This window comes from Nocardioides antri, from assembly GCF_008373765.1.
Lineage (GTDB): Bacteria > Actinomycetota > Actinomycetes > Propionibacteriales > Nocardioidaceae > Nocardioides > Nocardioides antri.
The window spans coordinates 579,251-603,065 of the sequence record NZ_VUJW01000001.1 but is presented as its reverse complement, the minus strand read 5'-3'; the positions used below and the strand labels follow the sequence as shown (position 1 = coordinate 603,065).

The 23,815-nt window shown below is 71.4% G+C and carries 23 protein-coding genes; 10 read left to right on the top strand and 13 right to left on the bottom strand.

Annotated elements, in window-relative coordinates; genetic code table 11:
- Positions 1-13: 13 nt before the first annotated feature.
- Positions 14-1,216: a DUF480 domain-containing protein gene (locus tag F0U47_RS02910; protein ID WP_149748782.1), complete on the top strand. Its 1,203-nt coding sequence runs from the start codon at positions 14-16 to the stop codon at positions 1,214-1,216.
- Here the strand turns inward: F0U47_RS02910 and F0U47_RS02905 are convergent.
- Positions 1,208-1,642 carry an MOSC domain-containing protein gene (locus F0U47_RS02905; RefSeq protein WP_223162625.1) on the bottom strand — a complete coding sequence of 145 codons (435 nt, stop codon included), beginning with the start codon at positions 1,640-1,642 and terminating at the stop codon, positions 1,208-1,210. The genes F0U47_RS02910 and F0U47_RS02905 overlap by 9 nt on opposite strands.
- Before the next feature lie 62 nt (positions 1,643-1,704).
- Between F0U47_RS02905 and F0U47_RS02900 the strand changes: the two genes are divergently transcribed.
- The gene (locus F0U47_RS02900; RefSeq protein ID WP_188111138.1) at positions 1,705-2,664 is read left to right on the top strand and encodes an NAD(P)H-dependent flavin oxidoreductase; all 960 of its coding nucleotides are present in this window, start codon (positions 1,705-1,707) and stop codon (positions 2,662-2,664) included.
- On the opposite strand, the gene F0U47_RS21770 is transcribed toward F0U47_RS02900, so the two are convergent.
- Positions 2,661-3,161 carry a DinB family protein gene (locus F0U47_RS21770; protein ID WP_246159400.1) on the bottom strand — a complete coding sequence of 167 codons (501 nt, stop codon included), beginning with the start codon at positions 3,159-3,161 and terminating at the stop codon, positions 2,661-2,663. The two genes, F0U47_RS02900 and F0U47_RS21770, sit on opposite strands and share 4 nt — an antisense overlap.
- Before the next feature lie 939 nt (positions 3,162-4,100).
- Between F0U47_RS21770 and F0U47_RS02890 the strand changes: the two genes are divergently transcribed.
- Positions 4,101-5,444 carry an HNH endonuclease signature motif containing protein gene (locus F0U47_RS02890; protein ID WP_149748779.1) on the top strand — a complete coding sequence of 448 codons (1,344 nt, stop codon included), beginning with the start codon at positions 4,101-4,103 and terminating at the stop codon, positions 5,442-5,444.
- A 247-nt stretch (positions 5,445-5,691) separates the two neighbouring features.
- A complete protein-coding gene (locus F0U47_RS02885) occupies positions 5,692-6,192 on the top strand; it encodes a cupin domain-containing protein (RefSeq protein WP_149748778.1) in 501 nt (166 codons plus the stop codon).
- A gap of 11 nt (positions 6,193-6,203) precedes the next feature.
- Here the strand turns inward: F0U47_RS02885 and F0U47_RS02880 are convergent, their stop codons facing one another.
- Entirely contained in the window at positions 6,204-6,530 is a 327-nt protein-coding gene (locus F0U47_RS02880; protein ID WP_246159399.1) for an acylphosphatase, read from the bottom strand.
- Between F0U47_RS02880 and F0U47_RS02875 the strand changes: the two genes are divergently transcribed.
- Positions 6,529-7,044: a methyltransferase family protein gene (locus F0U47_RS02875; RefSeq protein ID WP_149748777.1), complete on the top strand. Its 516-nt coding sequence runs from the start codon at positions 6,529-6,531 to the stop codon at positions 7,042-7,044. The genes F0U47_RS02880 and F0U47_RS02875 overlap by 2 nt on opposite strands.
- 5 nt (positions 7,045-7,049) lie before the next feature.
- Here F0U47_RS02875 and F0U47_RS02870 read toward each other — a convergent pair whose 3' ends face one another.
- From F0U47_RS02870 to F0U47_RS02855, 5 genes are read right to left on the bottom strand one after another with little or no spacing between them, the layout of a single operon-like run.
- The gene (locus tag F0U47_RS02870; protein WP_149748776.1) at positions 7,050-8,219 is read right to left on the bottom strand and encodes a lipid-transfer protein; all 1,170 of its coding nucleotides are present in this window, start codon (positions 8,217-8,219) and stop codon (positions 7,050-7,052) included.
- Positions 8,216-8,602, bottom strand: coding sequence for a MaoC family dehydratase (locus tag F0U47_RS02865; RefSeq protein WP_149748775.1), 387 nt, complete (start codon positions 8,600-8,602; stop codon positions 8,216-8,218). Before F0U47_RS02865 ends, F0U47_RS02870 begins: the two co-directional genes overlap by 4 nt.
- Positions 8,599-8,985: a Zn-ribbon domain-containing OB-fold protein gene (locus F0U47_RS20970; protein ID WP_246159398.1), complete on the bottom strand. Its 387-nt coding sequence runs from the start codon at positions 8,983-8,985 to the stop codon at positions 8,599-8,601. Before F0U47_RS20970 ends, F0U47_RS02865 begins: the two co-directional genes overlap by 4 nt.
- Positions 8,982-9,524, bottom strand: coding sequence for an FAS1-like dehydratase domain-containing protein (locus F0U47_RS20965; protein WP_188111137.1), 543 nt, complete (start codon positions 9,522-9,524; stop codon positions 8,982-8,984). The genes F0U47_RS20970 and F0U47_RS20965 overlap by 4 nt, the downstream gene beginning before the upstream one ends.
- On the bottom strand, positions 9,521-11,680 hold the full coding sequence (locus F0U47_RS02855; protein ID WP_246159397.1) for an acyl-CoA dehydrogenase family protein: 2,160 nt from the start codon (positions 11,678-11,680) through the stop codon (positions 9,521-9,523). Before F0U47_RS02855 ends, F0U47_RS20965 begins: the two co-directional genes overlap by 4 nt.
- A 34-nt stretch (positions 11,681-11,714) precedes the next feature.
- Between F0U47_RS02855 and F0U47_RS02850 the strand changes: the two genes are divergently transcribed.
- Entirely contained in the window at positions 11,715-12,632 is a 918-nt protein-coding gene (locus F0U47_RS02850) for an alpha/beta fold hydrolase (RefSeq protein ID WP_149748773.1), read from the top strand.
- Here F0U47_RS02850 and F0U47_RS02845 read toward each other — a convergent pair.
- Positions 12,629-14,053: a WS/DGAT/MGAT family O-acyltransferase gene (locus tag F0U47_RS02845; protein ID WP_149748772.1), complete on the bottom strand. Its 1,425-nt coding sequence runs from the start codon at positions 14,051-14,053 to the stop codon at positions 12,629-12,631. The genes F0U47_RS02850 and F0U47_RS02845 overlap by 4 nt on opposite strands.
- 64 nt (positions 14,054-14,117) lie before the next feature.
- Between F0U47_RS02845 and F0U47_RS02840 the strand changes: the two genes are divergently transcribed.
- The gene (locus F0U47_RS02840) at positions 14,118-15,377 is read left to right on the top strand and encodes an alpha/beta hydrolase (RefSeq protein WP_149748771.1); all 1,260 of its coding nucleotides are present in this window, start codon (positions 14,118-14,120) and stop codon (positions 15,375-15,377) included.
- Here the strand turns inward: F0U47_RS02840 and F0U47_RS02835 are convergent.
- Complete coding sequence (locus F0U47_RS02835; protein ID WP_149748770.1) at positions 15,374-17,359, bottom strand: acyl-CoA dehydrogenase family protein; 1,986 nt, start codon at positions 17,357-17,359, stop codon at positions 15,374-15,376. The genes F0U47_RS02840 and F0U47_RS02835 overlap by 4 nt on opposite strands.
- 63 nt (positions 17,360-17,422) lie before the next feature.
- On the opposite strand from F0U47_RS02835, the gene F0U47_RS02830 reads away from it, so the two are divergent.
- Positions 17,423-18,100, top strand: coding sequence for a class I SAM-dependent methyltransferase (locus F0U47_RS02830; RefSeq protein WP_246159396.1), 678 nt, complete (start codon positions 17,423-17,425; stop codon positions 18,098-18,100).
- Here the strand turns inward: F0U47_RS02830 and F0U47_RS02825 are convergent.
- Genes F0U47_RS02825 through F0U47_RS02815 form a run of 3 tightly spaced genes read right to left on the bottom strand, consistent with a single transcriptional unit; the run spans position 18,068 to position 21,241 of the window.
- Complete coding sequence (locus F0U47_RS02825) at positions 18,068-19,228, bottom strand: prenyltransferase/squalene oxidase repeat-containing protein (protein WP_149748769.1); 1,161 nt, start codon at positions 19,226-19,228, stop codon at positions 18,068-18,070. The two genes, F0U47_RS02830 and F0U47_RS02825, sit on opposite strands and share 33 nt — an antisense overlap.
- Positions 19,221-19,976 carry a class I SAM-dependent methyltransferase gene (locus F0U47_RS02820; RefSeq protein WP_149748768.1) on the bottom strand — a complete coding sequence of 252 codons (756 nt, stop codon included), beginning with the start codon at positions 19,974-19,976 and terminating at the stop codon, positions 19,221-19,223. Before F0U47_RS02820 ends, F0U47_RS02825 begins: the two co-directional genes overlap by 8 nt.
- Positions 19,976-21,241, bottom strand: a complete 1,266-nt coding sequence (locus F0U47_RS02815; RefSeq protein WP_149748767.1) for a glycosyltransferase family 4 protein — start codon at positions 21,239-21,241, stop codon at positions 19,976-19,978. Before F0U47_RS02815 ends, F0U47_RS02820 begins: the two co-directional genes overlap by 1 nt.
- 249 nt (positions 21,242-21,490) lie before the next feature.
- On the opposite strand from F0U47_RS02815, the gene F0U47_RS02810 reads away from it, so the two are divergent.
- Both F0U47_RS02810 and F0U47_RS02805 read left to right on the top strand, forming a co-directional pair.
- The gene (locus tag F0U47_RS02810) at positions 21,491-22,111 is read left to right on the top strand and encodes a TetR family transcriptional regulator (protein ID WP_149748766.1); all 621 of its coding nucleotides are present in this window, start codon (positions 21,491-21,493) and stop codon (positions 22,109-22,111) included.
- A 165-nt stretch (positions 22,112-22,276) separates the two neighbouring features.
- Positions 22,277-23,806 carry a sensor domain-containing diguanylate cyclase gene (locus F0U47_RS02805; RefSeq protein WP_149748765.1) on the top strand — a complete coding sequence of 510 codons (1,530 nt, stop codon included), beginning with the start codon at positions 22,277-22,279 and terminating at the stop codon, positions 23,804-23,806.
- Positions 23,807-23,815: the final 9 nt, after the last annotated feature.

Sequence of the window (23,815 nt, the reverse complement as noted above, 5' to 3'; positions counted from 1 at the left end):
CTAGGGTCCTGCCGTGGCCGAACTCCCTGTCCTGAGCGCCGTCGACCAGCGGATCCTGGGCTGCCTCCTCGAGAAGGAGCGGACAGTGCCGGCGTCGTACCCGATGACGCTGAACGCCCTCCGCACCGCCTGCAACCAGACGTCGAGCCGCGACCCGGTGGTGTCGTACGACGAGGAGCTGGTCGAGAAGTCCTGCCGCGACCTCAAGGAACGCGGGCTGGTGCGGATCGTGTGGGCCGATCGCGGGCCGCGGACGCTGAAGTACCACCAGGTGCTCGCGGAGCTCCTCGACCTCGCCGAGGACGAGCGGGCGCTCCTCACCGTGCTGCTCCTCCGGGGGCCGCAGGCCGCCGGCGAGCTGAGGGCGCGCACCGAGCGGCTGCACGCGTTCCCCGACCGGCGGGACGTGGAGGAGACGCTCGAGCGGATGGCGGCTGCGCCGGAGCCGCTGGTGCGGGTGCTGCCGCGCCGGGCGGGCGAGCGGGACCCGCGCTGGGTCCACCTGCTGGGTGCACCGCCGGTCGTCGAGGAGGCCGCCGCCACGCCCGCCCCGGCAGTGCCCGCGATCGACCTCGCCACGCGCGACGAGCGGGTGCGGTCGTCGTACCACCGCGTCGCGGGGGCGTACGCCGACGCACTCGTCGACGAGCTCGACGCTTTGCCCTTCGAGCGCTGGGTCCTCGACCGCGTCCTCGAGCTCGCCGCCGGCGCTCCGGTGGTCGAGGTGGGCAGTGGCCCGGGACACGTGACCGCCTACCTGGCCGACCGTGGAGCCAGGGCGACTGGGATCGACGTGGCGCCGGGGATGGTCGAGCAGGCCCGGGCGCGGTTCCCGCAGGCGTCGTACGACGTCGGCGACCTGCGCCGCCTGATGCGCCCGCCGGCCGCGGATGGCTGGGGCGCCGTGCTCGCGTGGTACTCCCTCGTCCACACCACCCCCGCCGAGATGCCCGAGATCCTGGCGGCTCTCGTGCGCCCGCTGCGGCCCGGTGGCTGGCTGGTCTACGCAGGTCACGCGGGCAACGGGCTGGTGCACCGCGACGACTGGTTCGACGAGCAGGTCGACCTGGACTTCGTCCTCCAGGAGCCCGCCGCGGTGGCCACGCTCTTCGAGCGCGCGGGGCTCGTCGACGTGGAGTGGTACCGCCGGGCGCCGGTCACCGCACGCGGCGAGAGCACCGAGCGGGCGTACGTGCTGGGCCGGGCGTCAACCTGACCGCACCTCGTCGCCCACCGCGATCGAGCCGCCCTCGAGGACGCGGAACACCGTGCCGGCCCGGCGCCGGAGCGCCTCCTGCGCACCGTCTCCGATCGTGTCGTCGAGCAGCTTGCACGGCGCCGCGATCCGCACCGCCTCGAGGAGCACGTCACCGACCCGCAGAAGCGCGCCCGGGTCGCGCGGGACCACGCCGTGGCTGACCGTGATGTTGCGCCGGGTCAGGTGCGACGGCACCACCTGGCCGAACACCGCGGCCGCCTCGTCCAGGCTCTCCCGGCTCTGCACCGTCACGTGGCGGTGCCGGGTGCCGTGGTGGCGGTCCCCCACGATCCCCTTGCCCGCCTCGATCTCGACCTGCTCCCTCGCCTGCATCGGCAGCCGACGGGCCTTGGCGACGTGGATCGCGATGACGGTCGGAGTCACCAGATCATTGTCGCGGGTGGCCGGTCGGGTCCGCAGGACCGGTCATGGGAGATCATCGCCGTGTGTCCATCCTCGAGCGCCTGCGCGTGGACAAGCCCGTCGTCCAAGCCGGAATGGGTGGCGGCATCAGCCGGCACGAGCTGGCCGCGGCGGTCTCGGAGGCCGGCGGGCTCGGCACGATCGCCGTCAGCGGGCCCGCGGCGATCCGGCGGGAGCTGGCCGCGGTACGGGCCCTGACCGACCGGCCGATCGCCGTCAACGTGCTGCTGCCGTTCGCGCAGCCCAGCTGGTTCGCAGCGGCGGCCCGAGCCGACGTCGTCGTCACGTTCTGGGGCCGGCCGCAGCGGCGTACCCCCGGCGTCTGGATGCACCAGGCGGGCTCGGTCGAGGAAGCCCGTGCCGCCCACGCCGCCGGCGCCGACGCCGTGATCGTCCAGGGCATCGAGGCCGGCGGCCACGTCCGCGGCACGACGCCGGCACTCCAGCTGCTCGAGCAGGTCAGGACTGCCCTGCCGAGCGGCTTCCCCCTGCTGCTCGCCGGCGACATCGCGACGAGGACGGACGTCGACCGGGCTCTCGACGCAGGCGCGGAAGCCGCGGTCGCAGGCACCCGGTTCCTCCTGTCCGAGGAGAGCCACGCCCATCCGCAGTACAAGCAACGGCTGCTCGAGGCCGACCGGACGATCCTGACCGGCCTGTTCGGTCTCGGCTGGCCGGCGGCGCACCGCGTCGTACCGAACGAGGCCACGGAGCGCCACCTCGGCGCCGACGGTGAGGCGCCGTGGACGAACCGGGTGGTGAACCGGATGAGCGGGGTCGGCGCGCGCCACATCCCTGCCGCCGTCCAGGCGCGCCTCGTCGCTCGCCAGCGCCCGGAGAGCCGGCTGCTCACCCCGCAGACCGCGACGGACGACCGTCCCGCCAGCCTCGTTCGCGCCGGGCCGCTCTACGCCGGCGAGACGGTCACCCGCATCGACCGCCTGCTCCCGGCTGCGGAGATCGTCGCGTCGCTCTCGGCCTAGCCTGCTTTGGCGTCGCGGGCAGCGATGATCTGCTCGCGCAGGATGTCGCCGTGGCCGGCGTGCCGGGCGAGCTCCTCGATCATGTGGACATACATCCAGCGCAGGTTCACCGGCCCCAGCCGGTGATGGGTCCCCGTGTCCTCGAGGTCGTGGTCGAACGCCAGTCGGTCGGACTCGGCGCACACCTGCCGGAAGCTCTCGCTCACCGACGCGATCGTGTCGTCCGGTGCAAGCCGGAAGCTGTCGTCGATGTCGTTCGGCACGCCCACCTCGGCGCGGGTCCGGCCGGTCAGCGTGACGTGGAACCACACCTGCTCGGCGAAGGCCGCGTGCTTCACCAGCCCCAGCAGCGTGGTCAGCGACGGCACCAGGCTCCGCCGCGCCTCCTCCTCCGTCACGCCGTCCAACAGCCGGAGGATCTCCGCTCGGTTGTCGGCCAACAGGTCGACGAGGGTCTTCCGCTCCGACGCGGTCGTGTCGGGTCGCTCGCTGTTCACTCGGAGCAGGGTACGACGCGGCGCAACCCGGTGCGCGGCGGCCGCGGCGTCCCTGGTCGGCCGGCGGACGCGGCCGGTGGTTGAGGTTCGGGGCGCGCCAGCGCCGAGCCTCGAAACCACCCTGGCTCTGGTCGCGGCCGGGTGTCCGGCAAGCGCGACCGCCGTCGTCGGACGGCGGGTTCTGGATTCTTGAAGAACGGTGGTGGCGCGCCGTCGTTGGTTGCGGCACTTGGTCGCGCCTGCCCAGGCTGCGGGAGGCCTGGGGTGCTCGCTGTGGTTGCGCATACGGATGGCTTGACGGGTGGTTCCGGTGGTTTGCCGGGCGGCCGGTGGTTGAGGTGCGAGGCGCGCCAGCGCCGAGCCTCGAAACCACCTGGCTCTGGTCGCGACGCGGTGTCCGGCAAGCGCGACCGCCGTCGTCGGACGGCGGGTTCTGGATTCTTGAAGAACGGTGGTGGCGCGCCGTCGTTGGTTGCGGCACTTGGGCGCGCGCCTGCCCAGGCTGCGGGAGGCCTGGGGTGCTCGCTGTGGTTGCGTATACGGGATGGCTTGAGGGGTGGTTTGCCGGGCGGCCGGTGGTTGAGGTGTGAGGCGCGCCAGCGCCGAGCCTCGAAACCACCTGGCTCTGGTCGCGACGCGGTGTCCGGCAAGCGCGACCGCCGTCGTCGGGCGGCGGGTTCTGGATTCTTGAAGAACGGTGTGGCGCGCCGTCGTGGTTGCGGCACTCGGTCGCGCGCCTGCCCAGGCTGCGGGAGGCCTGAGGTGCTCGCTGTGGTGGCGGAGCCGACGTGGAGGACGGTGGGTTGCGGTGGCTTCCGGGCTTACGGGTGGTGGGGGGAGGCCACTAGTCGTGCACAGGTCGCGGCCAGCGGATCAGCTGTCCACAGGCGGGGTTCCGGGCGCATGGAGATGTCGGTTCGCGGCGGTTGAATAGGCGTCATGGATCTCGGAACCACACCACTCCTCCACCCGGCCGACGCCTCGCGGTCGCAGGAGCTGCTGGCCGAGATCCGCGCCCACCGCACCGTTATCGCGGAGCGGGAGATCGCCACCGTCCGTGCGATCGCCGAATGGGCCGGCGAGCACGTCGTGGACGAGGTGTCCGGTGAGGCGTCGACGTTGACCGAGCGTGGCCTGGACACGGGGCTTCCGGTCGCCGGCCCCGGTGCGCCGTTGATCAGTGACTTCGCGGTCATGGAGCTCGCCGCGCTCCTCGGCCGGTCCTTGGACTCCGGGCGGTCCTACGTCGGACAGGTCGTCGAGCTCGCCTACCGGCTGCCGAAGACCTGGGCCCGGGTGCTGGAGGGTCGGGTGCCGGTGTGGAAAGCGCTCCGGATCGCCGACACCACCCGCACCCTCCCCGAAGACGCCGTTGGGTTCGTGGACCGCCACCTCGCCCCGTTCGCGCACGGGATCACCTGGGCCCAGGTCGACCGGCTGGTCGAGGAAGCCCTGGCCCGGTTCGACCCCGACGCCGCCGAGGAGAAGCGCCGGAAGGCGCAGGACCACCGGCACTTCGACATCGACCTGGCCCAGGTCGGCTACGAGGGCGTCGCCCACGTCTCCGGTCTGCTCGACGCCGCCGACGCCCTCGACCTCGAGCACGCGATCGCCCGCCGGGCCAAGGTCCTCGGCCAGCTCGGCTGCCACGAGACCCTCGACATCCGCCGCTCCATCGCGGCCGGTGAACTCGCCCGCCACGACCTCGCCTTGGACCTCCAGATCCCCGACCCCGACACCGGGGAGACAACCCGCACCGTCCCCGGTCGCAAGGTCGAGCTCGTCCTCCACCTCTCAGCGACCGAGGTCTCGACAAGCTCGACCACCAACGTCGGCCGGTTCGCAAACACCCGCACCCCGATCTCCGCCGAGCAGATCCGCGAATGGACGGGCACACCCGGCACGACCGTGATCGTCCGCCCGGTCCTCGACCTGGCCGGCCACCAGCCCGTCGACTCCTACGAGATCCCCGACCGGATCCGCCGCCAGGTCACCCTGCGCGACCACCACTGCGTCTTCCCCCACTGCACGATCTCGACAAGCCCGACCGACCGGACCTCACGCTGCGACCTCGACCACACCCGAGCCCACGCCAACGGCGGCGCGACCTGCCCCTGCAACCTCGCCCCACTGTGCCGCGGCCACCACCGGTTGAAGACCGCCGGCCGAATGACCTACCGGATGCTCACCCCGGGCACCTACCTGTGGACCGGACCCACCGGACAATGGCTGGTCGACCCCACCGGCACCCACGACCTCAGCTCGTCTCCGCCCGACGAATAGCGACCCCGCCCCACACCCCGCCAACGTGCGGGGCCGTCGGCATGCCCAGAGGTGGATTCGAGGCTCGGCGCTAGCGCGCCCCACCCCTCAACCACCAACCCCGTCACCCATCCCAGGAACCGATCCGGTCCCCGGCAGACCGGTGGCGGGAACCCCGCTCTTGGCCCGGAGCGACCTCCCGGCACCGCCACCCACGGCGCGAAATACCGAAGGCGACGCGCTCCCAGCGGAACGTACGGTTGCCCCCATGTCCTATCCCCCGCGACTCTACGAAGGCGACACAGGCGAGGTCTCGGCGCACGTCCGGCCCGGCCACCAACCGCCCGAGCTCGTCTACCCGAACGGCAACCGCGTCAGCTACCTCGCCACCGGTGCGACGACAGCGGGGCTGTTCGGGCTCTACAAGTGGGAGTTCTCGGACGCGGTCAGCGGGCCGGGCGCTCACTTCCACCGCACGATCGCGGAGTCGTTCTACATCCTCACCGGCGAGGTCAAGGTGTACGACGGCCGCGAGTGGGTGACGGCGCGACCCGGCGACTTCCTCCATGTGCCGCCGGGCGGGCTGCACGGCTTCCGCAACGAGTCGGGCGCCGAGGCGTCGATGCTGCTGCACTTCGCGCCGGGCGCACCCCGCGAGCAGTACTTCGAGGGTCTCGCCCGGCTGGCGCGGGGCGAGGAGTGGTCGAAGGAGGAGTATGACGCCTTCATGGCCGAGCACGACAACCACTGGGTCGACTCGGCCGACTGACCCCGCAACTGTCAGCGGGCGTCGAACCCGTCGCACCCCTCGACGTCGGCTTCCGTGGTCTCGACCCGATCGACCACGGCGCGCGGGCTGCCCACGCGGCACCAGGCGACCAGCTCGTCGACGGCGTCGGCGGGTCCCTCGAAGTGCCCGCGCACCGACCCGTCGCTCTCGTTGCTCACCCAGCCCCGCACGCCGAGACGCGTCGCCTGCTCGGCGCACTGAGCGCGGAAGAACACGCCCTGCACCACGCCGGTGACGGTGACGGCGACCGCACGGGTCTCCATGGGCGCCATCATGCCGCAACCGGCCGCCGCTCCCCCGGCGTACCGTTCCTCCATGGCCCGTTCCCGCGTCCCTGCGGCGGTGGGCACCATCGTGTTCTTCGTCGTGGCCCCGGGCGGGACCGCCGGGCTGGTCCCGTGGCTGATCACCAGGTGGGAGGGCGACGCCCCGGAGTGGGCACGAGCGACGGGCGCGGCGATCGTGCTGGCCGGCGCGCTCCTGGTGGTCGCGGCGTTCGCGCAGTTCGTCCTCGAGGGCCGCGGCACGCCTGCACCGGTCGCGCCGACCCAGGAGCTCGTCGTCGGCGGCCTCTACCGCTGGGTCCGCAACCCGATGTACCTCGGCGTCAGCGCCGCGATCGGCGGCCAGGCCGTGATGTTCGCCAGCGTCGGGGTCGGGCTGTGGCTGGCGGTCTTCGTGCTCGCGACCACGACGTTCACCCTCGTCTACGAGGAGCCGACGCTGCGCCGCACCTACGGCGCGTCGTACGACGCCTACGCTGCCGCCGTGCCGCGCTGGCGGCCCCGGGTCACCCCGTGGCGCGCCCCGGAGGACCGAGCCGGTCCGTAGCGGCGCTACGAGGCGGCGAGGATCAACCCGCTCGTCGGCACCCCGGTGCCCGCCGTCACGAGCACGTGGTGGACGTCGTCCACCGGGTTGACCGAGGTGCCGCGGATCTGGCGCACGCCCTCGGCGATGCCGTTCATGCCGTGGATGTAGGCCTCGCCCAGCTGGCCGCCGTGGGTGTTGATCGGCAGCCGGCCGCCGATCTCGATCGCACCGTCCCTCACGAAGTCGGGAGCCTCGCCGCGACCGCAGAACCCGAGCTCCTCCAGCTGCATGAGGACGTACGGCGTGAAGTGGTCGTAGAGCACAGCGGTGGCGATGTCGTCCGGTGCCAGCCCGGACTGGCGCCACAGCTCGCGGCCGACGACGCCCATCTCGGGGATCCCGATGTCGTTGCGGTAGTACGACGTCATCACGAACTGATCGCGTCCGCTCCCCTGCGCCGCGGCGGCGACGTACGCCGGCGTCTGGGCCAGGTCCCGCGCCCGCTCCGCGGACGTGACGACCAGGGCGACGGCACCGTCGCTCTCCTGGCAGCAGTCGAGCAGGTGCAGCGGGTCGGCGATCATCCGCGAGGCCTGGTGGTCCTCGAGGGTGATCGGCTTGCCGTGGAAGAACGCGTTCGGGTTGGTCGCCGCGTGCCGGCGGTCCGCGACCGCCACCCGACCGAAGTCCTCGGAGGTGGCGCCGTAGTCGTGCATGTAGCGGCGTGCCTGCATGGCAACCGTCGCCGCCGGCGTGCCGAGCCCCATCGGGTAGGTCCACGCGTTGTCGAGCCCGTTGGTGTTGACCTGGGTCGCTGCCGCCACCGACACCTGCCCGAAGCGTGCGCCGGAGCGCTCGTTGAACCCGCGGTAGGCGACGACGACGTCGGCCACCCCGGTGGCGACCGCCATCGCTGCCTGCTGCACGGTGGCGCACGCGGCGCCGCCCCCGTAGTTGATCCGGCTGAAGAACCGCAGCTCCGGGATGCCGAGCTCGCGGGCGACGGCGATCTCCGACGAGGTGTCCATCGTGAACGTCGTCATGCCGTCCACGTCGGCGACCGTAAGGCCGCAGTCCGCCAGGGCGTGCTGGACGGCCTCGACCGACAGCTGAAGCTCCGAGCGCCCCGACTCCTTGGAGAACTCGGTGGCGCCGATGCCGACGATCGCGGCCTTGCCGCTGAGCCCGCTCACACCGCCACCTTGACCGTGCCGGTGACGTGCTCGCCGAGGGAGACCCGGCCGACGACCTCGATGGTCGCGAGACCGTCGGCGACCTCGGCGACGGCGCCGCTGAACGTCAGCGTGTCGTAGGGGTGCGCGGGCGCACCCAGCCGGATCGCGATGCCCTTCAGCTCGCAGTCGTGGCCCACCCAGTCGGCGACGTACTTCTCGACCAGGCCGTTGGTCGTCAGGATGTTCATGAAGATGTCCTTGGACCCCGCCGCCTGGGCGACGTCGCGGTCGTGGTGGACGTCCTGCCAGTCCCGGGTGGCGATCGCGGTGCTCACGATCGTCGTCGGCGTCATCGGCAGGCTCCACGCGGGGATCACCTGGCCGGCCTCGAGAGCTCTCATGCTCGCCTCCACACCGGAAGAGTCAGCTCGTCGTCCACGCGGTCGAAGTCGACCTGCAGCCGCATCCCGATCTCGATCTCGTCATCGGCCACGTCGGCCACCTCGCCGACCATCCGCACGCCCTCGTCGAGGTCGATGAGCGCGATCACGATCGGCAGCTCCTTGCCGGGAACGGGTGGGTGGCGGTGCACGACGTAGGAGAAGACGGTGCCGAGGCCGGACGCCACGACGTAGCCGCGGTCGAGCGCCCCGCACGACGGACACGCCGGGCCGGGCGGGTGCCGGAGCGCGCCGCAGGCGTTGCAGCTCTGGATCCGCAGCTCGCCCTTCTGCGTGCCTTCCCAGAAGTACGCCGAGTCGCGGTTGACCATCGGCCGGATCACGAGGCCCCCTTGGGGACGAACTTCAGCACCCGGAACAGCATGGTCGCGACCAGCTCGCTGTGCCCTTCGGGATGGGCGACGTACCACCGGTTGCGCGAGGTCACGAAGTAGCCGAGGCCCATCCCGGTGCTCTTCGGCCCGACGACCGAGTCGAGCGCGGTGGTGACCCGGAGGTGCTCGCCGACGCGCAGGTAGCGCTCGTAGGTCTGCTCGCAGTTGGTGCCGAGCACGGCGGTGTAGCCCTCCGCCGTGAGGACCTCCATCATCGCGTGCAGCGGGTCGTCGTCCGGGCGCTTGCGACCCAGGCCGGGCATCGTCCACACCTGCGCCATCGACGGCGGCGCCTCGCCGTTGCGGAAGCGCTCGTTGTCGTAGCCCAGCGCGTCCATCCAGGTGCCGATCGTCGGCTGGTTGACCGGGTACGGCGCCACCGACTCCGACGCCTCGCCGAGGGCCATGATCCGCTCGGCCGCCGCCATGATCCGCTCGTGGCGCTCGTCGTCGGTCTCGACCCGCTCGACCACCGGAGAGCCGCTCATCGGGGAACCCTCGGCAGGCCGAGCCCGAACATCGCAATCAGTTCGCGCTGCACCTCCTGGACGCCGCCGCCGAAGGTCAGCACCAGGTTGCGCTTCGCCTGGGAGTCCAGGTAGTCGAGCAGGTCCTTGGTCGCGGGATCGCCCGCGTCGCCGTACCGGTGCACGGCGGCGATCAGGTCGGCCACCAGGTGCTGCACGTGGTCCGAGGCGAACACCTTGGAGGAGGACGCGTCGGCGACAGAGATGGATCCGCCCTCGGCCGCCCGGGCGACCGCCCAGTTGAGCAGCTCGTTGACGCGGAAGATCGCGGTGGCCTCGCCGAGCAGCGCGACGAGGTCCGGCTCGTCGCGGACGCCGGCGGTCTCCGCCCAGCGGATCACCCGGTCCCGGAGGCCCTCGATCCGGCCTGCCGGGCCGAGCATCACCCGCTCGTGGTTGAGCTGGGTGGTGATCAGCTTCCAACCCTCGTTCTCCTCGCCGACGAGCATGTCGACGGGCACGCGGACGTCGTTGAAGTACGTCGCGTTGACGTGGTGCGAGCCATCGGCGGTGATGATCGGCGTCCAGCTGTAGCCGGGATCCTTGGTGTCGACGATCAGGATCGAGATGCCCTTGTGCTTGGGCGCGTCGGGATCGGTACGGACCGCGAGCCAGAGGTAGTCGGCCTGGTGGCCTCCGGTGGTCCACATCTTCTGGCCATTGACCACGTAGTGGTCCCCATCCCGCCTCGCAGTGGTCCGCAGCGACGCCAGGTCGGTGCCCGCGTCCGGCTCGCTGTAGCCGATCGCGAAGTGGACGTCCCCCGCGAGGATCCGCGGCAGGAACATCTCCTTCTGCTTCTCGGTGCCGTACCGGATCAGGGTCGGCCCGACGGTCTGCAGCGTCACCGCCGGCAGATGGACGTCGTGGTACTGCGCCTCGTTGGCAAAGATCGTCTGCTCGACCTCGCCGAGCCCGTGGCCGCCGTACTCCTTCGGCCAGCCGACGCCCATCCAGCCGTCCTTGCCCATCCGCTTGATGAGCTTCTGGTACGACGGACCGTGCCGGTCCCAGGCTCCCTCGACCGCGCCTGGGTCGGCCGGGTGGCCGAACTCCTCGGCCAGGCCGGCGAACCACTCCCGCAGCTCGGCCTTGAGGGCCCGCTGCTCGTCGGTGAGCTCGAGGTTCTTGCTCGCCGGGTACTCGACCGGCACCTGGCCGGGGAGGGTGTCGAGGGCGTGCGCCAGGTCGGTGCCCCAGCTCGTGAAGCCGACGAGCGGGTAGGTGACGTCGACGCCCATGCCGCCGTGCAGGTGGTGGCAGGTGCGGAACGCGGCGGGCGCGACCCGGCTGACCCAGTAGCCGGCGACGGCGAGGTCGTCGGTCGCCGGCAGGCCGTTCGCGACCCGCCAGACGGCGTTGTCGGCGGCCAGGTCGAGCGTCCGGCTGGCGACGTAGACGTCGGCCATCTGCAGCGAGACCGCCTGGAACTGCGCGAGCGCGCGCCCGAACTGCTCGCGTCCCTTCACGTAGTCGGCGGTCAGGTCCCGCGCTCCGGCGAGCACGCCGGCCGCGGTGACGGCGAGGCCGGCGACCGCGAGGTCGCGGAGGTAGGACGCCGCGTCACCCTCGAGCGGCTCGGCGGCTGCGTCCTCGAGCACCACGGTGAAGGTCGGCGTGTCGGTCGACGCACTGGCCGGCAGCAGCGTGACGCCGGGGCTCTGCGGGTCGACGAGCGCCACGACCTCGGCGGCACCGTCCCGGGCGACGACGAGGAGCGCCGTGGCCGTGTCGGCGTAGGTGACGGCGGTCTTGCGGCCGGTCACCCGCCCGCCGGCGTAGGTCGTCGTCGAGCCGGGTGCGTCGCGCAGGGCCGGTGACAGCACGGCTCCCTCCGCGATCGCGGGCAGGTGCTCCTTGCGCTGGGCCTCGGTGCCGTGCGCGGCGATGGTGAGGGCCGCGCAGCAGAGCGTCTCCCAGACCGGGAGCCGGTGCCCGCACCGGCCCGACTCGCGGAGCAGCACCGCGATCGCCTCGAGGCCGAGGCCGTCGCCGTCGTGCTCCTCGGGGACGGGGAGCGTGGTCAGCCCTGCGGCCTGCCAGGCCGCCCAGTCGCCGGCACGGTCGAGCACCTCGGTGACGACGGTGCGCACCGCGCTGATCTCATCAGGTTCCACGGACAGAACTGTAACGTGTTCTAGTATCCGACGCATGGGGGTCTCGCCGCTCACGGTCGTCCGCAAGCGGGTCTACCTCCCGTGGGCACCCATCCCCGACGGCCGGCTGGTCGAGCTGCCCGGCCGAGGCGGGTCGACGTACGTCACCGACACTCCGGGTCCCGACCCCCGCTCCCCCACGATCGTGCTGCTCCACGCCCTGGGCTGCACCGGCCTGCTCACCTGGTTCCCGGCGATCCGGCCCCTGGCGAAACGGTTCCGGGTGGTCACGCTCGACCAGCGCTGGCACGGGCAGGGCATCCGCAGCGAGGACTTCTCGCTGGCCGACTGCGCGGACGACGTCGCTGCCCTCCTCGACGTGCTCGACCTCGAGGACGTCATCGTCGCTGGCTACTCGATGGGCTCCGTCGTGGCGCAGCGGATGTGGCGCCAGCACCCCGAGAAGGTCGCCGGGCTGGTGCTCTGTGCGACGACCGACCGGTTCCAGCTGAACCCGGCCGAGCGCGCGTTCTTCACCGGCATGGGCGCGAGCATGGTGGTGACCCGCGGCATCTCCCGCAGCCGTACGGCGCTCGCCGCCGCCCGTGCCGCGTCGGGGCGCCTCGACCTCGACCCCACCGACATGCACGAGTGGGCGCTGCGGGAGTTCCGCTCGACCAGCCCGTGGGCGGTCGGCCAGGCGCTCGCCGCTCTCGGCCGCCACCACTCCCGCCCGTGGATCGGCCGGATCGACGTGCCGACCGCGGTGGTGGTCACCACCCGGGACAAGGTCGTCCCGACCGACCGCCAGGTCCGGCTCGCCCGCTCCGTCCCCGGGGCGACGATGCACGAGGTCCGGGCGGGCCACGCGGCCTGCATCCTCAGCGCGGAGCGGTTCGTGCCTGCGGTCCTGGAGGCGGCACAGACCGTCAACGCCCGCCGCCGCGACTTCCCGCGGCGCGGTGGCCCCTAGCGCTTCCCCGCCACGGCCTTCCGGAGCCGCTCGAGCTCACCCGGGAAGTGGCGCACGAGCGCGTCGCCGTCCGGCACCGACTCCCGACAGGCGATCGCGCCGACGTGGACCTGCCCGGCGTTCGACATCACGGTGATGTTGAGGCCGGCGCCGTGGAAGACCGGGCCGAGCGGGTAGAGCGCTTCGATCCGGGCGCCCATGAAGTAGAGCGGGACCGGCGGGCCGGGCACGTTGGAGATGACCAGGTTGTGCACGACCGGGTGCTTCTCTGCGAGCCGCAGGTTGGCGTAGGTGCGGACCGCGAGGCCGAAGGTGCGCGGCGCCGCGAACTCCGCCCAGTCCTGGAGCGCGTCGGCGCTGATCGCGTTGTGGTGGTCCTTCGCGTGGCGGTTGCGCTCGGCCAGCATCTCCAGGCGCTCGAGCGGGTCGGCGATGTCGGTGCCGAGCTTCGTGAAGAGCGCAGAGACCTTGTTGGCCCCCAGGGACCGCCGCGACGACTCGCGCACGCTGACCGGGACCGTCGCCATCAGCGACGTCGGCGGGAGCTCGCCGCGCTCGTCGAGGTACGACCGGAGCGCACCGCCGCAGAGGGTCAGCACGACGTCGTTGACCGTCGTCCCGGTGGCGTTCTTGATCTCGCGGATGTCATCGAGGCTCACGTCCGCGAGCGCGATGGAGCGGTGGGCCGTGATGGTGCCGTTGAACGACGTTCTCGGCGCCGAGAACGGCGCGGCCATCGCCGTACCCTCGCGGGCCCGGCCGATGCTCTTGGTGATCAGCTCCGCCGACGGTCCCAGCACCTTGACCAGGGTGACCGGCTTGGTCGCGGTGCTGACCATCGCGCGCCCGAGCAGCTCGGCGCGACTGGGGTCACGGGGACGGCCCTTCTCGGACTCCTGCGCCATCGGCTCCGCGTCCGGCTCGAGCGAGCAGAGGTGGGAGATCAGGTTGGACCCAGAGACGCCGTCGACCGTCGCGTGATGCATCTTCGCGAAGACCACCACCCGCTCGTCGCCGGCGGCACCGTCGGGGTCGTCGGGCCGGTAGCCCTCGATCACCCACATCTCCCACAGCGGCCGGGACCGGTCGAGCGGCAGCGCGGCGAGGTGGGCGCAGAGGTCCATCAGCTCGCGATAGCTGCCGGGGCTCGGGACGGCCAGCCGGTGGACGTGCCGCTCGATGTCGAACTGCTGGTCGCGCACCCACACCGGGTGGTCCAGGCCGAGCGGCACGCCGCGGATCTTGCGGGTGAAGGCCGGCACGTCGTGCACGTTCTCGTCGACGTGGGCCATCAGCGCGTCGAAGGTGTACGGCGCCGGCATGGTGCCCTGGTCGAGGACCATCACGGCGCACACGTGCATGAGCTGCGCGGGCGTCTCGAGGTAGAGGAAGCTTGCGTCGAGTCCCGAGAGCCGATCCATGGCGTCCCCCTCATCAAGTAGAACCGGTTCTATTCTGCACCAAGAACCCGTTAATCTCCTCATCATGGTCAACGGCTACGTCGCACGCCAGGCGGTCACCGCAGCGCTCACCGCCAACGCGATCCGCCCGCTGCCCGGCTTTCGGCTCGGGGTCCCGGCGTTCGCCGCCGGCTGGCTCACCAGCGAGCTGGCCCCCCACGTCCTCGCGGCCACCGCGGCCGACACCACCGGCCACCTCATGCGCGGACGCCGCGACCCGCTCGGCCTCGCGCTCGCCGGCATCAACCTCGCCGGCCTCGGCTACCTGATCGGCCAGAGCCGGCGCGCCGTGCAGGTGGCGGAGGACGCGCTGACCGAGGCGCTCGGGGCCGACTACGTCGAGCAGCTCGACCAGGCGCCGTCACCTGCCGACCTGGCGATCCCGTGGAGCCGGGTGGTCAACCCGTTCATGTTCGGCCGGGCGCGCAAGCGTGCCGGCGTCCAGGTGCACCGCAACGTGCCGTTCGCGCCGTACGGCAAGCGCGGCATGCTCGACATCTACACCTCGACCAACACGCCCGAGTCCGGCGCGCCGGTCCTGCTCCAGGTGCACGGCGGCGCCTGGATGATCAGCAAGAAGGAGGAGCAGGGCCTCGCCCTGATGGAGCACCTCGCCGCCAAGGGCTGGGTGTGCGTCGCGGTCAACTACCGGCTCGCGCCGCGCGACCCGTGGCCTGCCCAGATCGTCGACGTGAAGCAGGCGATCGCCTGGATCAAGGAGCACATCGCCGACTACGGCGGCGACCCCGACTACATCGCGATCACGGGCGGCTCCGCCGGCGGGCACCTCACCGCGCTGGCTGCGCTGACGGCGAACGACCCGGCCTACCAGCCCGGCTTCGAGGACGCCGACACGAGCGTCCAGGTCGCCGTGCCCCACTACGGCGTCTACGACTTCGCCGGGGCCAGCGGGCTCCGCAACGTGGAGCTGATGCGGGACCACTTCCTCGCCAAGCGGATCGTCCAGCAGCCGTACGACGCCGTCCCCGAGGTCTACGAGGCGGCCTCACCGATCCTCCGGGTCACCCCCGACTCCCCCGACTTCTTCGTGCTCCACGGCCGCAACGACACCCTGGTCGGAGTCGAGCAGGCGCGCCAGCTGGTCGCGCGCCTCCGCGAGACCTCGAAGCGGACCGTCGTCTACGTCGAGCTCCCGCACGCGCAGCACGCATTCGACGTGTTCCCGTCGATCCGGTCGCAGCACATCGTGCGCGCCATCGACCGCTACCTGCACTGGCACTGGAACAGCTGGCGCCGCGAGCGCACTCCCTCCTCGCCGAGCTAGCGCGGCAGGCCGAGGATCCGCTCGCCCGCGACGTTGCGCAGGATCTGCGTCGTACCACCGGCGATCGAGAGACAGCGGGTGTTGAGCATCTCCCACACGTCGGCGGCCAGGCCGTCGACGGCACGCTCGATCTCGCCGACCGCGGCCACCGCGTCGCCCTGCAGCTCGACGACGAGCGCCGACGCCGACTGACGGCTGCGCACGCCGAGGAGCTTCGCCACGCTGGACTCGGCGCCCGGCCCGTGCCCGCCGATCGCGCGGAGCGTGGTGCGCACCCCGAGCAGGCCGCACACGGTGGCCAGGGCGACGGCGTGCCCCACCCGGACGTTCTCGACCGGCCCGAGGCCGGCGACAGCCAGCTCGACGGCCCGCTCGACGCTCTTGCCGAGCCGGGCGCTCGCCATCGCGACGCGCTCGTTGGCCAACGTGGTGCGCGCCAGCCGCCAGCCGTCACCCGGCTCGGCGACCACGCACTCGTCCGGCACGAACACCTCGTCGAGGAACACCTCGTTGAAGAGCGCCTCACCGGTGATCTCCCGCAGCGGCCGCACGTCGATGCCGTCCGACCGCATGTCCACGAGGAAGTACGTGATGCCCTTGTGCTGCGGCGCGTCCGGGTCGGTCCGCGCGAGGCAGATCGCCCAGTCCGCCCGCTCGGCGACCGAGCTCCAGACCTTCTGGCCGCTCAGCAGCCAGCCGCCCTCGGTCCGCACGGCCTTCGTGCGCAGCGAGGCGAGGTCGGAGCCCGATCCCGGCTCGGAGAACAGCTGGCACCAGGTCAGCTCACCGAGGAGCGACGGGCGCACGAACCGGTCGCGCTGGGCGTCGGTCCCGTGCTGGAGGATCGTCGGCACGGCCCAGCCGGCGATGACGAGGTCGGGCCTGGTCACGCCGGCACGCGCCAGCTCCTGGTCGATGACGACCTGGGTGACCGCGTCCGCGCCGAGGCCGTACGGCGCCGGCCAGTGCGGCATGAGGTAGCCGGTCTCCACCAGCTCGGCGCGCTGGTCCGCGGCCGGGAGCGCCGCGATCCGCTCGGCCGTCGACCGGACCTCGGGACGGACCGGCTCGTCGAGCCCGCCGAGGTCGACATCGACGCGGCGTCGTACTCCGGTGACGGCGGCGGCCGTCAACCGCGCGGCCGCGTCGTCAGCCGGGCCCACGAGCGCCCGCAGCGACACCGCCCGGCGGAGGTACAGGTGGGCGTCGTGCTCGAAGGTGAACCCGATCCCGCCCAGCACCTGGATGCAGGACTTCGCGACGTCGACGGCGCCGTCGAAGCAGACCGACTGCGCGACGTCGACCGCGAAGGCCCACTGCTCGTCGTCACCTGCGTCCGCCGCGCACGCAGCGTCCCAGGCGGCGGCGGTCACCGCCTCAGCAGTCTCCAGCATCTCCGCGCACAGGTGCTTGATCGCCTGGAACGACCCGATCGGCCGCCCGAACTGCTCGCGCACCTTGGCGTACTCCACCGCGGTGTCGAGGCACCAGCGCGCGACGCCGGACGCCTCTGCGGCAGCCAGCGTCACGGCGGTACGACGCAGCCGCTCGTCGACCTCCCCGCGGTCCGTGGCGGCGCCGTGGCGCGCGCTCAGGTCGATCCCGGCGACCGGCTCGGTCTCGCCGGACGTGCCGCCGTCCCAGACAATGCCGCCCTGCCGCGCCTGCACGGCGTGCCGACCCGGGCGGCCGGTCACGGCCGCGCCGGTCGCGGCAGCCAGCAGCCCGCCGGGCGCCAGCTCGTAGGCACACGCCTCGAGCGCCACCGCCTGGTCGAGGACAGTGCCGCCCCCGCCGCCGGCGGACTCGGGGACGGCGATCGCCGCCACGCCCATCTCCTCGACGGCCGACCAGATCTCGTCGAAGCGCTCGTCCACGCGACCCTCGGCGGCCCGGGTCGCCTCGATCGTCCCCAGGCTGGCCGCCCACTTGCGCAGGCTCGCGGCGAGCTCCTCGTGCTCGTCGGTGATCCCGATCGACATCGCGCTCCTTGGTCGAGAATGGGCGAAAACTAGAACCTGTTCTAAGACTACTAGAGTCGAGCCGTGACCGACACGATGCCGCCCGACCTGCTCGAGCACGCGCTCGCTGCGAAGGGGTTCATGCCGCCCGACGAAGGTGAGCTCCTGCACCGGGTCGCGCGCGAGCGACTCCCTCACGGGCCTGCGCTGGAGGTGGGCACCTACTGCGGGAAGTCCGCGATCTACCTCGGTGCCGCGGCGCGCCAGGTCAATGCAGCCGGCGGGTCCGCTGTGGTGTTCACCGTCGACCACCACCGCGGCTCGGAGGAGAACCAGGCGGGCTGGGAGCACCACGACCCGACCGTCGTGGACCCCGAGGTCGGGATGATGGACACCCTGCCGACGTTCCGGCGGACCATCGCGGCCGCCGGCCTCGAGGACCAGGTCGTCGCCGTCGTCGGCCGCTCGACGACCGTCGCCGCGCACTGGCGGACGCCGCTGTCGCTGCTCTTCATCGACGGCGGCCACGGCGAGCAGCCGGCGCGGGACGACTTCCGCGGCTGGGCCCACTGGGTGATGCCGGGCGGGCTCTTCGCCATCCACGACGTCTTCCCCGATCCTGCCGACGGCGGGCGGCCGCCGTACGAGCAGATCTACCTGCCCGCCCTCGAGAGCGGCGCCTACGAGGAGGTCGACGCCCTCGGCTCGATGCGGGTGCTGCGCCGGGTGTCAGGAACGGCGGGCGACCCGCTCGGAGGTTGAGGTGCAGTCGCACTCCAAGGCGATCTCCTGGAAGTGCGGTGCCAGCGACGTCCCGCGCATGATCCCGGAGCCGGGCGTGCTGTGGCCGAAGGTCTCCCCCAGCGCGTCGGCCGCGAGGATCACGGCCGCAGCGGTGTAGGTCGTGTGCTCGTCGGGCCAGTGCACGTTGCGGGGCTCGACCTCGCCCTTCTCGTTCGTGACGGCGACCGCGTCGGCGGTGTCGCCGTAGACCCAGCCGGTCCAGTACTTGCCCGCCTCGCCGCGCAGGTGCTGCATGTCGGTGAAGAGCCGCAGCGCCCGACGGTGGTCACCGAGCGTGTCGAGCGCCATGGCGAGCTCGCAGGTCTCGGCGCCGGTCACCCAGGGGTTCGTGTCGACGCACCGGATGCCGAGGTCAGGCACGACGAAGTCGTCCCACCGGGACTCGAGCAGCTCGAAAGCCTCGCGGCCGCGCACGGCGCCGCCGAGGACCGGGTAGTACCAGTCCATCGAGAACGTGCTCTTGTCGGCGAACAGGTCGCGGTGGCGTCGTACGGCGTGGCCGAGGCGCCCGCCGGCGAGCTCCCACTCCGGCTGGGGGTCGTCCAGCAGGTCCGCGAGCGCCACCCCGGCGCGCAGCGAGTGGTAGATCGAGGAGCTGCCCGTCAGCAGGCAGAAGTCGTCGACCGGCGTCCACCGGATGCCGCCGAACGGCTCCTGCAGCGAGACCACCCAGTCGAGCGCCGCACGCACGGAGGGCCAGTACTCCTGGACGAACCGGATGTCGCGCCGCACCAGCCAGTGGTGCCAGAGGCCCACCGCGAAGTAGGCCGACATGTTGACCTCGCCGCGCTCGTCCTCGGCCCGGCCGGCCACGATCTTCATCGGGAACGAGCCGTCCGGGCGCTGCATCGTCGGGATCCACGCGTAGGCCTGCTCGGCAGCGGTCACCTGGCCGCCCACGAGCATCGCCATCGCGCCCTCGACGTGGTTCCAGATGTCGACGTGCTCCCCGACCGTCCACGGGACCGCGCCCCACGGCTCCTGCATGGCAGCGATCGACGCCGCCGTCTCCGCGATGTCGACAGCGTTGAGCACACCCTCGACGTACGGCAGGCGGGCGAGGGGGACCTCCGAGACCTCAGGCACTCTGCGCCTCTCCCAGCGCGTCGGGGACGACGGCCTCGAGCGGCTTCGTGAAGTAGAGGACCATGCTCTTGCCGATGAGCGGGTCGAGCACCTTCCCGGCCAGCTTCAGCGCGGTGGGCTGCTTCATGATCTCCCAGACCAGGAGCTTGTGGTACGCCTTGGCGAGCGGGTGGCTGTCGTTGCCGACCCCGACGGCGCACTTGATCCACCAGTACGGCGAGTGCAGCCCGTGCGCGTAGTCGACACCGTCGTAGACGAGGCCCCGCTTGGTGACCTTGTCGACCAGCTCTTCTCTGGTGTAGATCCGGATGTGGCCACCAGGCGTGTTGTGGTAGTCGGCCGACAGCTTCCAGTTGACGATCTCCGGGAACCAGCGCGGCACCGACACCGCGAGGGTGCCGCCCGGCCGCAGGACCCGGGCCAGCTCCTCGATCGCCTGGATGTCGGCCGGGATGTGCTCGAGCACCTCCGCGGCGACGATCCGGTCGAACTCGCCGTCACCGAACGGCAGCGCCAGGGCGTCGCCCTGCTTGACGTCGGCCTCGGCACCCGCCGGCACCTCGCCCGCCTCCTCCATCGCGACGAAGAGGTTCTTGACGCCGTCGAGCTCGTCGGCGTCCATGTCGAACGCGATCACGTCGGCGCCTCGGCGGTACATTTCGAAGCTGTGGCGGCCGGCCCCGGCGCCCATGTCGAGGACGCGGTCACCCGGCTGCAGGCCGAGCCGGTCGAAGTCAACGGTCAGCATCAGTTCTCCTCGGTGGTCGAGCCTGTCGAGACCTCGGCCGTGTAGTCGTCGATGACGTGCTGGTAGGCGTCGGCCATCTTCTGCGCGACGGCGCGCCAGCTGAACAGCTCCTCGACCCGCTTGCGGCCGGCGGCACCCATCCGGGCCCGGCGCTCGGGGTCGTCGAGCATCCGCTCGAGCGCGGTGAGCAGCTCGCCCACGTCGCCCGGGGTGACCAGGTCGGCGCACTCGCCGTCGGGGCCGACGACCTCGGGAATCGCACCCGCGCGGCTGACGATGAGCGGGGTCGCGCACGCCATCAGCTCCGCAGTGGGCAGCGAGAAGCCCTCGTACAGCGACGGCACGCAGGCCACCTCGGCGGACCCCATCAGCTCGACCAGCTCGTCGTCGCTCAGCCCGCTCGCGAAGCGGACGTGCTCGGCGATGCCGAGCTTGTCGATGAGCCGGTCGGTGCGGCCCCCCGGCTTGGGCGACGTGACCAGCACGAGCTCGACGTCGCGCTCGGTGCGGAGCTTCGCGAACGCCTCGAGCAGGGTCGCGATGCCCTTCATCGGCGCGTCGGCGCTGGCCATCGCCATGATCCGGCCGGGGACGCGCGGCTTGGTCGGCGGGACGAAGTTGTCGTCGACGCCGAGCAGGATCACCTGCACCCGGCTCGGGTCGACCCCGAAGTCGCGGACCATGTCGCGCTTCGACGCCTCGGACGGCGTGAGGATCCACCGCGCCTTGCGTGCGACGTGCTTCTGCATCCGCAGGAAGCCGTACCAGCGGCTGACGGTGAGCTTGCGCCACGGGTTCCGGGTCTGGCTGAGGTCGATCCGTCGGTCGAACGTGATCGGGTGGTGGATCGTTGTCAGCAGCGGCAGGCCGAGCTTCTCGATCTCCAGCATGCCGTGCCCGAGGACCTGGTTGTCGTGGGCGACGTCGAAGTCGTCGACCCGCTCCGCGAGCACCTTCGCGATCCGCCTGCTGAACGTGCGCGGCTCGGGGAAGCCCGCCGTACACATGATCAAGAACTCCTGGACGTCGATCAGGTCGCGGAACTCCTTCAGCTTGGGCACCCGGAACGGGTCGGGCTCCCGGTAGAGGTCCAGGCTGGGGACCTTGGTCAGCTTCACCCCCTCGTCGAGCTCGGGGTACGGCTGACCGGAGAACACCTCGACCGTGTGGCCGAGACGCACCAGCTCCCTGCTCAGGTGGCGCAGGTAGACCCCCTGGCCGCCGACGTGGGGCTTGCTGCGGTATGACAGCATCGCGATCCGCATGCCGACTCCTCTTCCTCTATCCCGGCGCTGGCTCGTTGCGCTGAGTCGCGGCGCCGAGCTCCGAGGAGCGGGGCCGACAGAACCTAGAACGTGTTCCTATTATGGGATACGTACGAGTAGCCTATCTTCGAGCGTCCAACCACGAGCCATCGCGGCGGGCGCCGACGAACTCAACATCCAGGCTCGGATGCGCCATTCCAGTGACGTGAGGCACATCCCGGGCTCGCCGACGTCGCAGGAGAGACAGTCGTGACCATTGCCAACTCGCTGACGACCGACGAGCGTGCGGACAGCGCCGGGAGCGCCGCGCAGCGCGACCGTCGCAAGCGCATCCTCGACGCCACCTACGAGCTGGCGAAGGAGGGCGGTTTCGACGCCGTCCAGATGCGCGCCGTGGCCGAGCAGGCCGACGTCGCGCTCGGCACCCTCTACCGCTACTTCCCCTCGAAGATCCACCTGCTCGTATCCGCTCTCGACCGCGAGTTCGAGGACGCCAAGGAGCGGCTCAGCAACCGCGAGATCCCTGGTGAGAACGCCGGCGAGCGGGTGCTCTACGTCCTCAAGCGGCTCACCCGCGGCATGCAGGGCGACCCCAAGCTCACCGAGGCGCTGACCCGGGCGTTCATGTTCGCCGACGCCAGCGTCGCCAACGAGATCCACGCGGTCGGCATGTCGATGACGTCGATCGTCACCCACGCCATGCACGGGACCGTGCCGGACAGCGAGACCATCACCGAGGAGGACGTCGTCCTCGCCCGGGTCATCGGCGACGTGTGGCTCTCCGCGCTGATGGCGTGGGTCACCGGCCGGTCCACCGCTCCCGAGACCGCTGCCCACATGGAGACGGCCGTCCGGCTCATCCTGCGCTGAGCCCGCCACCTTCGCCGTAGTCCTCCCCCGGTCGGGAGTGCGGCGTCAGCGGTCCTGAGGAGATGCACGAGCACCTCGCACTAGTTCTTCATTGTCATCGACTCAACCCGAACGAGCGAGGCGATTCTGCCCCGGTTCCCGCGCCGTCGAGGTCACACTGTCTGCATGCACGTCTTCGCCGGCAGCCGTCCACGGGCGCTGTGGACGACCGCGGCTGGTTGGCTGCCGCGGGGCGGAGCCTTGGGGTTGGAGGAGTGGGAGGCGCGTCATCGGGCCATCTGCGTCCTGCTGTGGACGCACGCCGTGGCCCTGCCGTTCATCGGACTACTCCGCGGACAAAGCCTGATGCACGTGTTGGCGGAGGCCGCGGTGGTGGCCTGGTTCGCGCTCGGCGCCCAGGTCCGCTGGCTCAGTGTCCCGGCCAGATCGGCACTGGCCACGTTGGGCCTGCTCACCAGCTCCGCTGTGGTTGTGCACTTCTTCGGCGGTCTGATCGAGATGCACTTCCACTTCTTCGTAATGGTGGCAGTCGTGGCCCTGTACCAGGCCTGGATGCCGTTCCTGCTGGCGCTGATCTTCGTGGTGCTGCACCACAGCCTGACCGGGACCTTCGCACCGGATGCGGTCTACAACCACCCGGCCGCGGTGAGCAACCCGTGGCTGTGGGGTCTGGTGCACGGCGGGTTCATCCTGGCCGAGAGCGTGGCGTGCCTGGTGTACTGGCGGGCCAGCGAGCAGGCCCTCGACCGCGAGCGCGAGGCACGCTTCGCGGCGCAGGATGCCCATCGCGACCTCGCCCGCGCGCAGGAGCTCTCCGGGATGGGCAGCTGGGACTGGCACGTGGCCTCGGACACCGTCACCTGGTCCGACCACATGTATTCCCTCGCCGGAGCAGACTCCGAGAAGTTCACTCCCTCTATCCAGTCGTTCCTCGCAGTGGTCCACCCCGAGGACCGCGACCGGGTGGGCAAGCTGATCCAGAGCGCGTACGAGACCCAGGCCGACCTGGACTATGAGTGCCGCCTGGTTCGACCCGACGGCACCGTTCGCACGATCCATGCCCTCGGCGAAACACGAAGGGACGTGAACGGCGAAGTGACGCAGATGAGCGGCACCTGTCACGACGTGACCGAACGCAAACAGCTGCAGGAGGAGATCACCCACCTGGCGTTCCACGACCCCCTGACCGCCCTCGCCAACCGTCGGCTGTTCCTGGACCGACTCGACCATGCGCTCGCTCAGCTGAGACGCAGCGACGGGACCTTCGCCATCTTGTTCATCGACCTCGATGACTTCAAGGAGATCAACGACAGCTACGGTCACACCGCGGGCGACGCGTTGTTGCAGGAGGTGGCCGGACGGCTCCGCAGGGCGGTCCGCGAGACCGACACCATCGCGCGATTCGGTGGAGACGAGTTCGCGGTGCTCTGCGACCAGGCCGACCTCGACATCGCCACCCAGGCCGCCCAGCGCATCGAGGCCGAACTGCGCCATCCCACCGTCATCGAGGGCAACCAAGTCGAGGTTGCCGGCAGCATCGGTATCGCGATCGCCGATCGCGACGCCGACGCCGACACCCTGCTGCGCCAGGCCGACGCCGCGATGTACGCGGTCAAGGCACTGGACAAGCAATCCCACTCGGCCTTCCCCTCCGCCCACGCCGTGACGTCGGCACCCGAGACGCGAGGAAGCTGACCTGCTCGC